This window comes from Winogradskyella eckloniae (assembly GCF_013249045.1).
GTDB lineage: Bacteria > Bacteroidota > Bacteroidia > Flavobacteriales > Flavobacteriaceae > Winogradskyella > Winogradskyella eckloniae.
Map to the genome: position 1 here is coordinate 122,408 of NZ_JABRWP010000002.1, position 14,940 is coordinate 137,347.

General features: G+C 33.5%; 17 protein-coding genes. 8 read left to right on the forward strand and 9 right to left on the reverse strand.

Annotation, left to right across the window (positions count from 1 at the left end; genetic code table 11):
* Positions 1-43 precede the first annotated feature (43 nt).
* The 5 genes from HNV08_RS03475 to HNV08_RS03495 all read right to left on the reverse strand — a co-directional run bounded on the left by HNV08_RS03475 (position 44) and on the right by HNV08_RS03495 (position 6,669).
* Entirely contained in the window at positions 44-733 is a 690-nt protein-coding gene (locus tag HNV08_RS03475) for a zinc metallopeptidase (protein WP_173279765.1), read from the reverse strand.
* A gap of 102 nt (positions 734-835) precedes the next feature.
* Positions 836-1,936 carry an alanine dehydrogenase gene (gene ald, locus HNV08_RS03480; RefSeq protein ID WP_173279767.1) on the reverse strand — a complete coding sequence of 367 codons (1,101 nt, stop codon included), beginning with the start codon at positions 1,934-1,936 and terminating at the stop codon, positions 836-838.
* Positions 1,937-2,242: 306 nt separating this feature from the next.
* Positions 2,243-2,677 (reverse strand): hypothetical protein, encoded by a 435-nt coding sequence (locus HNV08_RS03485; RefSeq protein WP_173279769.1) that lies wholly within the window; start codon positions 2,675-2,677, stop codon positions 2,243-2,245.
* A 4-nt stretch (positions 2,678-2,681) separates the two neighbouring features.
* Positions 2,682-3,620: a hypothetical protein gene (locus tag HNV08_RS03490; protein WP_173279770.1), complete on the reverse strand. Its 939-nt coding sequence runs from the start codon at positions 3,618-3,620 to the stop codon at positions 2,682-2,684.
* 25 nt (positions 3,621-3,645) lie between these two features.
* Positions 3,646-6,669, reverse strand: coding sequence for a leucine--tRNA ligase (locus HNV08_RS03495; protein WP_173279772.1), 3,024 nt, complete (start codon positions 6,667-6,669; stop codon positions 3,646-3,648).
* 166 nt (positions 6,670-6,835) lie between these two features.
* Here HNV08_RS03495 and HNV08_RS03500 point away from each other — a divergent pair, with 166 nt between their 5' ends.
* The 7 genes from HNV08_RS03500 (at position 6,836) to HNV08_RS03530 (ending at position 11,482) form a co-directional block, all read left to right on the forward strand.
* A complete protein-coding gene (locus tag HNV08_RS03500; RefSeq protein WP_173279774.1) occupies positions 6,836-7,531 on the forward strand; it encodes a hypothetical protein in 696 nt (231 codons plus the stop codon).
* A 26-nt stretch (positions 7,532-7,557) separates the two neighbouring features.
* The gene (locus HNV08_RS03505; protein WP_173279776.1) at positions 7,558-8,436 is read left to right on the forward strand and encodes a cell division protein FtsX; all 879 of its coding nucleotides are present in this window, start codon (positions 7,558-7,560) and stop codon (positions 8,434-8,436) included.
* 51 nt (positions 8,437-8,487) lie between these two features.
* On the forward strand, positions 8,488-8,847 hold the full coding sequence (locus HNV08_RS03510; RefSeq protein ID WP_173279778.1) for a hypothetical protein: 360 nt from the start codon (positions 8,488-8,490) through the stop codon (positions 8,845-8,847).
* Positions 8,847-9,110, forward strand: a complete 264-nt coding sequence (locus HNV08_RS03515) for a DUF3098 domain-containing protein (protein WP_173279780.1) — start codon at positions 8,847-8,849, stop codon at positions 9,108-9,110. The genes HNV08_RS03510 and HNV08_RS03515 overlap by 1 nt, the downstream gene beginning before the upstream one ends.
* A 55-nt stretch (positions 9,111-9,165) precedes the next feature.
* The gene (locus tag HNV08_RS03520; protein ID WP_173279781.1) at positions 9,166-9,969 is read left to right on the forward strand and encodes an undecaprenyl-diphosphate phosphatase; all 804 of its coding nucleotides are present in this window, start codon (positions 9,166-9,168) and stop codon (positions 9,967-9,969) included.
* Positions 9,969-10,667 (forward strand): tRNA pseudouridine(55) synthase TruB, encoded by a 699-nt coding sequence (gene truB / locus HNV08_RS03525; RefSeq protein WP_173279783.1) that lies wholly within the window; start codon positions 9,969-9,971, stop codon positions 10,665-10,667. The genes HNV08_RS03520 and truB overlap by 1 nt, the downstream gene beginning before the upstream one ends.
* Before the next feature lie 146 nt (positions 10,668-10,813).
* The gene (locus HNV08_RS03530) at positions 10,814-11,482 is read left to right on the forward strand and encodes a hypothetical protein (RefSeq protein ID WP_173279785.1); all 669 of its coding nucleotides are present in this window, start codon (positions 10,814-10,816) and stop codon (positions 11,480-11,482) included.
* A 4-nt stretch (positions 11,483-11,486) separates the two neighbouring features.
* On the opposite strand, the gene HNV08_RS03535 is transcribed toward HNV08_RS03530, so the two are convergent.
* Positions 11,487-12,101 (reverse strand): thioredoxin family protein, encoded by a 615-nt coding sequence (locus HNV08_RS03535; RefSeq protein WP_173279786.1) that lies wholly within the window; start codon positions 12,099-12,101, stop codon positions 11,487-11,489.
* Between the two features lie 79 nt (positions 12,102-12,180).
* Between HNV08_RS03535 and HNV08_RS03540 the strand changes: the two genes are divergently transcribed.
* Complete coding sequence (locus HNV08_RS03540; protein ID WP_173279788.1) at positions 12,181-12,744, forward strand: DNA-3-methyladenine glycosylase I; 564 nt, start codon at positions 12,181-12,183, stop codon at positions 12,742-12,744.
* Positions 12,745-12,751: 7 nt separating this feature from the next.
* Here the strand turns inward: HNV08_RS03540 and aat are convergent, their stop codons facing one another.
* The 3 genes from aat to HNV08_RS03555 all read right to left on the reverse strand — a co-directional run bounded on the left by aat (position 12,752) and on the right by HNV08_RS03555 (position 14,926).
* Positions 12,752-13,375 (reverse strand): leucyl/phenylalanyl-tRNA--protein transferase, encoded by a 624-nt coding sequence (gene aat / locus HNV08_RS03545; protein ID WP_173279790.1) that lies wholly within the window; start codon positions 13,373-13,375, stop codon positions 12,752-12,754.
* 263 nt (positions 13,376-13,638) lie between these two features.
* The gene (locus HNV08_RS03550; protein WP_173279792.1) at positions 13,639-14,013 is read right to left on the reverse strand and encodes a DUF3127 domain-containing protein; all 375 of its coding nucleotides are present in this window, start codon (positions 14,011-14,013) and stop codon (positions 13,639-13,641) included.
* Positions 14,014-14,056: 43 nt separating this feature from the next.
* On the reverse strand, positions 14,057-14,926 hold the full coding sequence (locus HNV08_RS03555) for a flavin reductase family protein (protein WP_173279794.1): 870 nt from the start codon (positions 14,924-14,926) through the stop codon (positions 14,057-14,059).
* Positions 14,927-14,940: the final 14 nt, after the last annotated feature.

Genomic DNA, 14,940 nt, shown 5'->3' on the forward strand with positions numbered 1-14,940 from the left:
ATCAAAGCTTTTAAAGATATTTTATTAAGAAAGTGAACTAAATTTAACGTCGGTTTAAAAAGATACTTACAAAGTAAAGCAAAGTGGCTAATGAACCTAATGCCGCAACTAAATACGTTCTTGCAGCCCATTTAAGCGCATCTTCAGAACCTTTATATTCTTCAGGCGTTACCATGTTTTTGTTTTTTAACCAAGCTAAAGCTCTATTACTTGCGTCGTATTCAACAGGTAAAGTAATAAAAGTAAACAAGGTGGTAATGCCAAAAAGAACAATACCAGCTAAGAAAACGGTATTGCCAAAAACAGTACCAGAAGCTGATAAAAATAAACCAGCCATAATCACTATGTTAGAGAATTTACTACTGATACCAACAGCTGGCACAATAGCAGATCTCATTTTTAACCAGCTATAGGCCGTTGCATGTTGTACAGCGTGCCCAACTTCGTGCGCAGCAACTGCTGCAGCAGAAGCGTTACGTTGATTGTATACAACTTCACTTAGGTTTACGGTTTTATTTGCAGGATTGTAATGATCTGTAAGTTGGCCTGGTGTTGATATGACTTCGACATCATAGATACCATTATCAGCTAACATTTTCTCTGCAATTTCTCTACCACTGAGTCCATTTCTAAGACTTACCTTAGAATAATACTCAAATTTGCTTTTTAATTTTCTGCTTACAAATGTACTTACTAAAAAGATCGCACCTGCAATGATATAATAACCCATCATAATTTTAATCGAATTTTGAATTTACAATTGTAAATATAACAAATAGTAAGCCAAAAATGAGTTAGGAAATATTGTCAGTTAAAATTATGACAGGATTTAATATTATATAGCGTCTACCGACCAGTTGAAAGCTTCAGCGATTTCTTCGTAAACTATTTTACCATCTACAATGTTTAATCCTTTAGCTAGCATTGGGTCTTTTTCACAGGCTTTTTCCCATCCTTGGTTTGCTAAACGTAATACATATGGTAATGTCACGTTTGTTAATGCTAAAGTTGACGTGTAAGGTACAGCACCTGGCATATTGGCCACGCAATAATGAACAACATCGTCTATGATATACGTTGGATCCTCATGCGTAGTTGCTTTTGTTGTTTCCATACAACCACCTTGATCTACAGCAACATCGACCAATACAGTACCTGGTCGCATGTCTTTAAGCATATCTCTCGATATTAGTTTAGGCGCTTTTGCTCCTTTTAGTAAAACACCACCAACAATTAAATCATGATCTTTAATACGTTTTCTAATGTTGTATTCGCTAGAGAATTCTGTTACCACATGGCTAGGCATAACATCGTTTACATAACGTAATTGTTTCATGTTAATATCCATAATGGTAACATGCGCTCCTAAACCAGCTGCCATTTTCGCGGCTTGTATACCAACGACTCCAGCTCCTAATACTAAAACGCGTCCAGGAGGAACACCTGGCACACCTCCTAATAATACACCACGTCCTTTAATTGGTTTTTCTAAGTATTTAGCACCTTGCTGAATTGCCATTCGTCCTGCAACCTCAGACATTGGTGTTAATAATGGTAAAGAACCGTCTTTGTCTTCTACAGTTTCATAAGCTATGCAAACGGCTTTACTTTTTAGCATTGCTTTGGTTAAAGGCTCACTAGAGGCAAAATGAAAATAAGTAAACACTACATGATGCGATTGTATTAAAGGATACTCTTCAGCAATAGGTTCTTTTACTTTTACAATCATATCACTTGATGCATAAACTTCTTCAATTGTATCGAGTACAATTGCTCCTGCATCTATATAATCTAAGTCAGAAAAACCACTGCCAAAACCAGCACTTTTTTGTACATAAACTACATGTTTGTTTTTTGTTAATTCAAAAACACCTGCTGGTGTCATACCAACTCTGTTTTCATTGTTCTTGATTTCCTTTGGGACTCCGATTTTCATTTGTTACGTTTTTTTTAGTTTAATAAATCTAAAAAATGAAATTTGTAATTCATAGACGGATCGCAAACCATCATGCTATGTTAACGCGTTTCCTTTTTGAAGATTATTAGATTAATAGCTTTCGAAAATTACTATTAAAAAATCTGTTGTTCCAAATTTCGACCCTATTTTGAAATCATTTTTACGGAATTAATATATTTATGTTAATATTTTAAAAACTTCTAAAAAGTGTATTCGTTTTCAGTGCAATATGATATTCGACCAAAGTTAAAAAGCTTCGATTACCGTAAAATACCTCATATTGAGTTAGTTAGATTTAGGAAGTAACATAACTTTAGTGACCTTGTTATTTTCAAAAAAGACACTAAGCATTGCCGTTTTGTTAGAATTTACGGTGAGACCTGTGCCTATGTAATAATTATATTGGTCATTTGTAGATGTGCCTAGAATTTTGGGTGTACCCAATTTAGAAATTACCTCTTGTCTAGAGTTGTTTTTTAATAGCTCACGATCAATTAAATCCTCTACGAGTCGGTAACGCTGCATTGGATTTTGTTTCCAAGCGTTTGTCGTAAAACGATTTTCAAAAACATAAATTAATGAGGAGCTTATTACAAAGGATATAAATAGTATAAGACCCACTTGGTTCACTTGATTATTTTTAAAATCAAAAAAATCAATTACCCTTTTACGGTCTTTTTTTGTTGAGGTTTCTTTTTCCGAAGGTTGGTCTAAATACATAAGATCACGCTTTGGTTAGTTCAGCGTAACTCAGAAAATAGAGGTCTTCGCAAGGTGTCATAGCATGTGGATAATTAGGAATTAGTAGTACACCTTCTGAGGTTAAATTCCATGTTTTGTATTGCCAATAACTATCATTGACAAAAGTTTCACATTCTTCATCTGCAACATCATTTTCGGTATTTTGATATTTTTCCTTTAATTTCTGAAAGAAATCAACCTCTGGGAATAGTGATTCTATATCCACAACAACCTCTAATGTTTCAAGATTAAATGTATAACCAACGTTGCCATACGAAGGATGTGCGCCACCACAATACACGCTGTAATGTTTTAAATAGCTTATAAAACTAGTATTAACCAAATTGATGTCATAAGACATCTCAAACCATGTATTGCAATCTAATTTGTCCTTAGCATCTGATAAGTGAATAGCATCTAAAATAGGATTGAACGTATCTCGTTGTGCTTTTGTAAAGCCGTTGCCTAATCTAAACAAAGGCAATTTAGAATAGTGTTCTGTAAACCAAATTAATTGTTTACCCTTATATTTAACAACACTATCTTTTACAAAGTTTAGTTTGGGGTTTCTAAAGTCTTCTAAGGGTTCTTGGCTGGTTTCGGTTAGAACAACTTTGAAAGATTCTTCTTTTATTTTTAAAGTGCCAATGAGTTGGTTTTTCTTTTTCTTTAACTCGAAAACTTCGTTGGCATCAAACACTTTTTCTGGTGTAAAATAGTAATCATCAATTAACGTGATGCTTTCTTTGTTATAACTACCAGAAACAGGAATGCTAATTAATTTAGAATCGTAAAAATAGAAACCTTCTAATTCGCCTGAAGTTGTGTCGTTTGCGTTTGGATAAACTGTAACTTCTAGATGAATAGGATAATTGCCAACAGTACCAACATAACTTTGAGACCAACCTATAATTGGAAGCAAAGTTATGATGATATGTTTTAAAAGTTTACCCAACAATATTTACAATTTTGCCAGGAACCACAATTATCTTTTTAGGTGTTCTACCATCTAATTGTGCTATGGTTTTCTCATGAGCCATAACGGTTTTTTCAATTTCGTCTTTAGGCATGTCCATTGGTAGTTCTAAGGTAAAACGCATTTTACCGTTAAACGAAATGGGATATTTTTTACTACTTTCTACCAAATGACTGGCTTCAAATTTTGGAAAATCAACCGTTGATATAGAACCTTCATGTCCTAGTTGACTCCATAATTCTTCTGCAATATGTGGTGCGTAAGGCGAAATTAAAACCAATAATGGTTCTAATATTTCTTTACTTGTACACTTTTGAGAAGTTAACTCGTTTACAGCAATCATAAAGGTAGAAACAGAGGTGTTAAAAGAGAAATTCTCAATGTCTTCTTCTACTTTCTTTATGGTTTTGTGTAATGTTTTTAAGTTGTCTTTGCTTGGCTCAGTATCCGTTACTTTTAAACCGTTTTCATTGACAAACAGCTTCCAAAGTTTTTTAAGAAAACCATGAACACCAGTAATACCAGCAGTATTCCAAGGTTTGTATTGCTCTAATGGTCCTAAGAACATTTCGTATAAACGTAAACTGTCTGCGCCATAATCTGCTACAATATCATCAGGATTAACAACATTGTATTTTGATTTGGACATTTTTTCGACATCTCTTGAAACTTTAATAGTACCATCATCGTCCGTTATAAATTCTGCATTTTGAAAATCAGTCCTCCAATTTTTAAATCCTTCAATGTCTAACTCATCTGATGAATTAATTAGAGATACGTCTACATGTAATGCACGAGTATCTCTCTTAGGAAATTTGATTGAATCTTTACACTTATCAAATTGTTCTTGACTGATTATTGAAAGAAATTTGTTTTTAAGTTTTGAGTCAATATATATTTCTCTCTCTTCAAGAGGTAGGGATTCAATCTTTTGAATTATTCTATGAGAAATGAATATACTCTTGTTGAAACCAGAAGTTATAGTTGTTGATATGTCAATTTTTTCTTTTATAAATTCATAAACAAAAGCACTAGTTCCCAAAATCATGCCTTGGTTAATTAGCTTTTTAAAAGGTTCTTCAATATTAACAAAACCTCTATCTTTTAATAATTTTACCCAAAAACGAGAGTATAATAAATGACCAGTTGCATGTTCACTACCTCCAATGTATAAATCTACATTTTCCCAATAGTTTAAGGCTTCTTCACTTGCAAAAACACCATCTCTATTGGCTGCATCTTCCATATAACGGAAGAAATACCAAGAACTTCCTGCCCAACCTGGCATGGTGTTGAGTTCTAAAGGAAATATTGTTTTGTGGTCTATCAACTCATTACTAACAACTAAAGACTGAGTGGTGTCCCAAGCCCAAACATCTGCACGTCCTAAAGGTGGTTCGCCTTCTTCGGTTGGTAAATATTTTTCTACTTCGGGTAATTTAATTGGTAAATGTTCAGCCTCTATCATTTGAGGCATGCCATTTACATAATACACTGGGAAAGGTTCGCCCCAATAACGTTGACGAGAAAACACAGCGTCTCGTAATCTGTAATTGGTTTTTCCTTCGCCTTGACCTAATTGCTCAAGTTCGTAGATGGCACGTTTGCTTGCTTTTTTGTAGTTCATGCCGTTAAGGAAATCACTATTGACAATTTTTACGTTGTCTTTAGAGGTAAATGCCTCTTCTAACTCCTCCGAAAGCGGAGAATTCTCACTAGTACCTTTAATATTTGATAAATCAAAAATATTAGGAATTGGAATTCCGAAGTGTTTTGCAAAATCAAAATCACGTTGGTCGCCACAAGGTACAGCCATAACTGCGCCTGTTCCGTAGCTCGCTAGTACATAATCGCCTATCCAGATAGGAATCGGTTCTTTAGAAAACGGATGTTCTGCATAAGCACCTGTAAATACACCAGAAATGGTTTTTACATCTGCCATACGATCGCGTTCGCTTCGTTTTGCTGTAGCTTCTATGTACGCTTCAACGTCTGCTTTTTGTTCTGCTGTTGTGATTTGTGATACTAACTCATGTTCTGGTGCAAGGGTCATAAACGACACGCCGAAAATAGTATCTGGTCTTGTTGTAAATACGTCTATTTTTTCATTGTGTCCATTCACATTAAATGTTACAGAAGCACCAACCGATTTCCCAATCCAGTTTTTTTGAATATCCTTTAATGCATCTGTCCAGTCAATAGTATCTAAGCCTTGTAGCAAACGTTCTGCGTAAGCTGAAATTCGCATGCTCCATTGTGTCATTTTTTTACGCACCACAGGATGGCTTCCACGTTCAGAAACGCCATTTACAATTTCGTCGTTAGCTAAAACGGTTCCTAAAGCTGGGCACCAGTTGACTTCGGTTTCTGCTAAATAAGTTAATCTGTATTTTAAGAGGACTTCTTGTTTTTCAACTTCAGAAAAAGCGTTCCATTCTGCTGCAGTAAAAGGTTCAATATTTTCATCGCAAGCTGCATTTACGGTTGCATTGCCTTCAGCTTCAAATTTTGAAACTAAAATTTTTATGTCTTCGGCTTTATTTGATTCATTGTTGTACCAAGATTCAAATAATTGAATAAAAATCCACTGTGTCCATTTGTAATATTCAGGATTACTAGTTCTTACTTTTCGACTCCAATCAAAAGAAAACCCAATTTGGTCTAACTGTCTTCTGTAGGTTGCAATATTGGTTTCGGTTGTAATTGCAGGATGCTGACCCGTTTGTATAGCGTACTGTTCTGCTGGCAAACCAAAGCTATCGTAACCTTGAGGATGTAAGACGTTAAAACCTTTATGACGCTTATAACGTGCATAGATATCACTAGCAATGTAACCTAAAGGGTGACCAACATGTAAACCTGCACCAGAAGGATAAGGAAACATATCTAATACGTAGTATTTTGGTTTGTCACTGTTGTTTGAGGCTTTAAATGTATGGTTGTCTTTCCAATATTTTTGCCAGTTTTTCTCTATGTTCTTAAAATCGTACATCATTATTTTTTCGCCTTGTATTGAAGTGGCAAATTTAAACTTATTGACTGATAATTAAAGGGAGAAGCGCAAAAAATATACGATCATTTTCGTTCAAAAATCTAGAAATAATTACGTGTGTCGCTGTAATATTTATTAATTTCGTGGTACCGAACTTTAGAGATAAAAAATGAGCGAAAAATTTGAAGCTATTCTATTAGAGCATGAAACTTTAAATAAACTTATAAAGGAAAAAGACCTTAATACGTTTGTTAAGTTTCCATCTATTGATACGTTTAGTGCAGAATTCATAGATTGGTTAAGTCCGCAGTACTACGATGCTTTTGTTGAAATTTACACAACACATTTGGGCTCAAAAAAAGAATCTAAAGTAGTGAAATTGATAAATTCTACTTGGTTTTGTAATGCTGAAACTACAGATCGTATTGTAGCATTTTTGTCTGAGCGTTTAGACACAACTGCAGAATTATCTAAACAATTGAATAAAAAAATCACAGGAAATAAAAATCTCGAAGACATTCTTAATGTCAGTGGATCAATGGTAAATGATGTTTTAAATTACGTTAACAAAGCCATTTTTGAAAAAGAACATCCTGTGATTATAGAAAAGAAGAATGAGATTTTGAACAATAGTTTAGGCGTTTGTGAAGCATTAAAACACTTTAAGGCGTCTAGTGAAATAGAGTTTCAGATGTTTAATGGCATTTTAGATCGATTAAAAAATATTAAACTAAATACAGAGCAACAAGCACGTTATGACGCATGTATTTCTAAATCGAAATCATCATCTAATAAATATGCTATTGTTACCGTTATTATTGCAATCATTGTAATCATAAGAATGATAGCTAGATTTGCGAATTAAAAAATAAAATTTTACAGAATTTATATATGGCATCATCCTTTGACAAATATCAAAAACGTAAACTAATATCTTCTTACATATCTGTAGTGATTAGTATCGCCTTGGTGTTGTTTCTATTAGGCTGTTTAGGTCTTTTAGTTATTAACTCTAAAAAAGTAGCTGATCACTTTAAAGAACAGGTTGTAATGACCATTTATCTTAACGATACGGCAAAAGAGGTTGAAGTAAATCAGCTAAAAAAGAGTTTAGCAATGGCAGATTATACTAAGGATGCTCTGTATATTTCTAAAGAAGAAGCTGCTGATTTTATGAAAGCCGAAACTGGTGAGGATTTTATGGATTTTGTTGGGTATAACCCTTTGAAGAATTCTATAGATGTGCATTTAAAGGCTGATTTTGTAACTACAGAACAATTATCTGAAATTACTGAAAGCCTATCTAATAAAGCGTTTATTGAAGAGATTAGATATGATAATGATTTGGTAGAACTGATGAATGATAACGTTAAGAAAATTACATTTTGGGTATTACTCATTAGTGCAATTTTTACCTTAATTGCGGTATTATTAATTAATAGTTCTATTCGTTTAGCTGTGTATTCTAAACGTTTTATTATTAAAACCATGCAAATGGTTGGCGCAACAAAACGCTTTATTCGTAAGCCTTTTGTATGGAAAAGTGTACAGTTAGGAATAATAGGAGCATTGGTGGCTTTAGCTGGTATGGCAGTTGTTTTATATTACTTAGATATTTCGTTTCCAGAATTAGAATTACTTAAAAACACTGTTTTAATTGTGGCTCTTTTTGTTGGCATCTTCTTGTTAGGTATTCTTATCACTTGGATTAGTACGTTTATTGCCACACAACGATTCTTAAATTTAAAGACCGATCAGTTGTATTATTAAGTCCAAAAAATAAAGCGTTGTGCTTTTCGTTATAACTGAAAACCAACAACAATGAACTCGTCAGTTAGAAATGCCATTATTATTGTTTTGCCTTTAGTTTTGGTGCCAGTTCTGTTTTTTAAATCATGTATAATTCAAAATACACAACCTTCAGACTGTAAGGTGGTTTCTGCAAAAATAGTTGCGCTTAAAGCATATCCAAGTTTAGATATAGGGTTTAGAGGTGACCAAGGTGAACGCTTTTATATCAATAGAGGTGTGGAGTTTGGTTTAAATTTAGATTCTCTTAACGCAAAAGTTTTAAATAAAACCGTTACTTTGCATCTACCAAAGCTGTTATTTGGAGTAACGCGACATATAGCACATTTGGAGATAGATGGTCAAATCCTTTATTCAGAATTTAAAAACTAATGGGAGAGCAAAAAAGAAAAGTAGACTCTAAAACCGAATTTATCTTCGGAAAGAAAAATTATAAATTTTTATTTATAGGCTTAGCATGTATCGTTATAGGATTTGTTCTTATGTCTGGAGGAGGAAGCGATGATCCCAACGTTTTTGATGAATCTATCTACAGTTGGCGACGTATTCGTCTAGCACCAACTTTGGTGCTTATTGGTTTTGGTATTCAGGTTTATGCTATTCTTTTAAATCCCAATAAAGATTCCAAAAAATAACATTCATTTTGTTTACTTTTGCCATGTATCTTCCCTTAATTGATACTTTAGTCCCATGGAAATTATAGATGCTATTATTTTAGGAATTATCCAAGGACTAACTGAGTTTTTACCAGTGTCTTCTAGTGGTCATTTAGAGCTAGGGAAAGCCATTTTAGGCAGTGATGCTATACCAGAAGAAAGTTTAATGTTTACTGTAGTTCTTCATTTTGCTACAGCTTTAAGTACTATGGTTATCTTTAGAAAAGATATTCTAGAGATTATTAAAGGCATCATTACAAGTATTACGACATTAAAATGGACAGAAGAATCTAAGTTTTCTTTAAAAATTCTCATTTCAATGATTCCGGCAGTCATTATTGGTTATAAATACGAACGTGTTTTTGAACAGCTTTTTGGTAATAACATTCTCTTAGTTGGTGCTATGTTAATCGTTACATCATTGTTGTTGTTTTTGGCAGATAGAGCAAAGAAAACACACAAAAAAGTATCCTTAGCCGATGGTTTTATTATTGGTATAGCACAAGGAATTGCGATGTTACCTGGTATTTCTAGATCAGGAGCAACCATATCAACCTCTGTTCTCTTAGGAATTGATAAAACTAAAGCCGCTCGATTTTCATTTTTAATGGTTGTGCCTTTAATATTTGGTAAAATTGCTAAAGATGTCTTATCTGGAGAACTTACCTTTAGTAGTACTAGTTTTAGCTATTTAAGCATTGGGTTTGTCGCTGCATTTGTTTCTGGTTTATTTGCTTGTACATGGATGATAGCACTAGTAAAGAAAAGTAAATTAACCTATTTTGCTATATATTGTGTGCTTGTTGGATTTTTAGCAATAATTTGGACTCAAATCTAATGCAAACAAAAGAGGACTTTTTAAACGGACACGTCTTACTAATAGATAAACCATTGACCTGGACTTCTTTTCAGGCCGTAAATAAACTGCGTTGGGAAATAAGGCATGCCTTCAATATTAAAAAAATAAAAGTAGGTCATGCAGGTACTTTAGATCCATTAGCAACAGGATTGTTGGTGATCTGTACAGGTAAAATGACCAAACAGATTAATACCTTTCAAGGGCAAGAAAAAGAATATACAGGAACTTTTGTTTTAGGTGGCACAACACCATCTTATGATTTAGAAACAGAGGTCACAGAAACCTTCCCAACAGAACATATTACAGACGAATTAATTCATAATGCTACGCATCAATTTATAGGAAAGATAGATCAATATCCTCCAGTGTTTTCAGCGCTTAAAAAGGATGGAAAGCGATTGTATGAGTTTGCTAGAGCAGGCGAGGCGGTTGATATTAAATCGAGACAAGTAGAAATTTCTGAATTTGAAATTACTAAAATTGATGGTTTAGAACTCCATTTTAGAGTGGTTTGTAGCAAAGGGACTTACATTAGATCTTTGGCAAATGACTTTGGCAAAGCCTTAAATTCTGGTGCGCACTTATCTGCTTTACGTCGCACAAGAATTGGCGATTTTAACGTTGATGATGGGTTAACGCCAGAAGAATTTATTGCAAGTTTACCCTCTAACAATTGATTTAACAAGGGTTTAATATTGGTATTTAAACTATTTCGTTATTATATTCGTATATATTTTAAAAATCGCTTACTCCGCTGAACTTACTAGATAAACATAAGGCATTAATCATTACAATTCTTCTTTCAGGCATTGTAGTGCTTGTATTGTTTAGTGCACAATTAAAACTGAAGGGAGATCTTATAAGCGAAAGCTATTATCTGCTAGAACCCGAACCAGAAAAAACAGAAGAAGACATTAAAAAGCTTGAAGATTTAAATGCGGAGTCAACAAATAAGGCATTTAATGAAGATCAAGAATACAAAGACATGATGCGTAACTTTAAATCGGTTAGTGCAAATGATTTTGAGCGTACAACGAAGGCTATAGAAGAGGCAAGAGAAAGCGAAGACGCTGTAGAAGAAACGAAAAGTGTTAGTAAATCGTATACAAATACAGGCGACTATGCTTTAAATACGGATGAAACAAATTCATACAAAAAGCTTCAAGAAGAATTACAACAGCGTTTAAAAAATAAAAAGCAAGCCGATGAGCATGCTAAAAACAAAGGCACCTTAACCTATTCTTTAAAAGGACGAACATTGGCATATTATAAAATACCACGTTACCTCTGCGAAGTAGGTGGTAAAATTGTGGTTAACATTAAAGTTAATGGCTCTGGTAACGTTTATGATGCCTATGTAAATGGTTCTTCTAACTCTAGTAATAAATGTTTAGTAGACCATGCAATTGCGTATGCAAAATCAGTAGAATTTGATCGTTCTGAGCGCAAAGACCAATTAGGTACAATTACCTTTTTATTTAAAGGTAAATAAAGTGTTAGCTCAATAAGTTTACTAAATCACTTACTGTAGATTGCCCTTTGTCTTTATTATACCAGCGTTGTAAATCTTCCTTAAATTCAGCAGTTACTGAACCATGTTCTGCTTTATATGCGTTTACTAAATCTGTTGCAACTGTTGGTCTTGGTCCAAAAGTGTTTAAGACTTCATGTGTTTCAGAATCTAGCATTATTAACTTTGGTATAGCTTGGCCTCCATTTGTTAAAAACTGATTCATTAAAGCTTCATTTTCATCTCTAAGGACCACTTTGTAATCAATAGTATCATTAAGCTCTGCGACTTTATTAATCACAGGCATTATATGTGCAGCATCACCACACCAACTTTCGGTAAGCACTAACCAAGTTATTTTTTTATCAAAGGATGAAATAAAAGATGACGCGTCTTCTGTTATTTTGGTCGTTTTATCCCAACGTTTCATACGTCTGTCATTTAGCATGGTGTATGTTACTAAATTCTCGGTTTTATTTGGTCCAGTAGTTGATTTTTCTTCTACTAAAGTTGAAACTAAATCTCTATATTCAGCATAAGTCATACTATTTTTTAGACTTTCTGAAATAATTGTGTTTATTGCGAGTGTATCTGTGTTCATATAACAAAAATAAAATTAAGATGCATTTATTTGTGCAACTGTTGTTACATTAGTAGTATAAAACATAATTCCTTACAAAATGAATAAAAACAGATGTGGTTGGTGCCTAGGTAATGATTTGTATGAAGCCTATCATGATGAAGAATGGGGAACACCTGTTTATGATGATGATACGTTGTTTGAGTTTTTAATGTTAGAAACGTTTCAAGCTGGTTTAAGTTGGATTACTGTTTTAAAAAAGCGAGAGAATTTTAGAAAAGCTTTTGATGAATTTAACTATAAAAAAATTGCCAAGTACAATACTGATAAAGTTGAAGCTCTATTACAAGATACTGGTATAATTAGAAATAAATTAAAGGTAAAAGCGACGGTAACTAATGCTCAGGCATTCATTAAAATTCAAGAAGAATTTGGTTCGTTTTCAAAATATATTTGGGGTTTTGTAGATGGACAGCCCATTAAAAATGCAGTAGAGAATTATAAAAATGCACCTGCCAACACACCATTAAGTGATGCGATAAGTAAAGATTTAAAAAAGAGAGGCTTTAAGTTTGTTGGTTCTACAGTTATATATGCACACATGCAAGCTACAGGCATGGTAAATGATCATGAAGTTTCTTGTTTTAGGTATCATGAAGTGTAGCAAACAATTATAGATAGTTTACAAACTCAGCTCTAGAAATATGTTGCGCTCCTAAACTTTCTAAATGTTTGGTGTGTAATTGACAATCAATAATTTTGTACTGAGAATTTTGGATAAACGTTATAAAGCCAACTTTGCTAGCGTTACTTACTTTTGCAAACATACTTTCACCACAGAACACGGAATCATTGGTTTCAATACCATATAAACCACCAACTAATTTATTGTTTTGCCAAACCTCTATAGATTTTGCATAGCCAAGCTTGTGCAATTTAAGATAAGCATTAATCATCTCTTTTGTAATCCATGTGCCATATTGATTTTTGCGTTTGGCTTGGGCACAATTTTCTATGACATCTTTAAATGCTTTGTTAATAGTGACTTTAAAAGATGATTTTTTTAATATTTGTTTCATGCTTTTAGAGACCTTTAAGTCTTTCGGGAATAAAACAAATCGAGGGTCTGGTGACCACCAAAGTATGGGTTCTGCAGGATCAAACCATGGAAAAATTCCCTTATTATAGGCATGTAATAAGCGCTCTGTAGATAAATCGCCACCTACGGCTAAAAGCCCATCTGCTGCAGCTTCTGAAATGTCAGGAAATTCTATGTTTTTCGTAAGAATGTGCATGTCTCTTGTTGAAATTCAGCTTATAACAGTGAAATTAAGGCTTTTTTAGCTTTGAAACTAAAAGAATTTTCTGCATATTTGGTAAGATCTTAATAAATTAAATTTTTGTTCATCATTGCTTTTTTTTTAATTTATTTATTGGGATCAAACCTAAAACCAAATTATTAAGTCCTGACTAACCATCAGGACTTTTTATGTTTAAAGCGCAAAAAAAGACCTGCTTTTTCTTAAAGCAGGTCTTTTTTAAGTGAAATTTTTTATAATTAAAAAGGTAAATCGTCGTTATCGCCTTCGTTTAGATCACTTACAGGTTCAAAAGCTTCTGCAGGTGCTACAGGAGGCATCTCTCCACTTGCTGCAGGTTGTAATGCTTCAATTCTCCAACCTTGAATAGAATTAAAATATTTTGTTTCACCTTGAGGGTTTACCCATTCTCTTCCTCTTAAATTGATGTTTATTTTAACTTGCTGTCCTTCCTTGTAGTTGTTTAATAAATCACATTTATCCTGAACAAATTCTACCATAATATGCTGAGGGTACTGCTCTTCTGTAGTGACTACAACTTCTCTTTTTCTAAACCCATTGCTACCAAAAGTCTGAGTCTCTCCAACCAATTTAATACGTCCTTGTACTTCCATTTTTGCTTAATCTATAATTTAAATAATTCTTTTTTATTTCAGGCTACGAAAGTAATAACTTCCAAGCACTTTTTACGTCTCCAAAGCTCAAATAATTTCGAGCCAATTTATGTTTTTCTCTATGCGATCTTGTTTTGATATCTGGATAACGTTCACTAATATCACTCACAAATTGATCAACTTCTTCTTTACTTGGTAATGCTTCAACATTGGCAAGCATTCCAAGATTATTGCCTGTTAAAATCATGCTATTTTTTACGTGATCTGGCATATTATCTACACCTATTCCCATTTTTTGTAAAGGTTTTGGGATTTCAAAAAAGCCTTTTTTTGCTCTACTGTAATAACTTCCGCCTGCTCTAGCTACTAAATCTAAAGCTTCTTGGTTCACTGTTTGGTCAGTATTTAAAACGTCTTCAGAAATATGAAGTTTTACGACTTCACAGATCACTAAGTTTCCGGCGCCTCCTTCCGTTCCTAATTTTACAATTTCATTGACTTTACATTCTAATTGAATAGGAGATTCTGCCACCCTAAATGGTTTAACTATGTCTGAGGCTACCATGGTTAAACCTGCTTTTTCAAACTCATTAGTGCCTTTAGGATACTCTGTACTAGTTAATGACATTTGCTGAACAATATCGTAATTAACCACATTGATAACCACTTCTTTTGTGGCTTCAACATTTTCTAAAGTATGCTTAATAGTATTATCTCTTACACGTCTGGCAGGAGAAAATATTAATATAGGCGGATTTGCACTGAATACATTAAAAAAGCTAAATGGCGATAAATTAGGAAGTCCATTTGTATCCATTGTACTTGCAAAAGCAATTGGTCTTGGTGCTACAGCACTCAATAGGTAACTATGCAAAAGGCTAGTAGAAAGATCCTTTGGATTGTATGATGCCATGTATTTATCTGAGT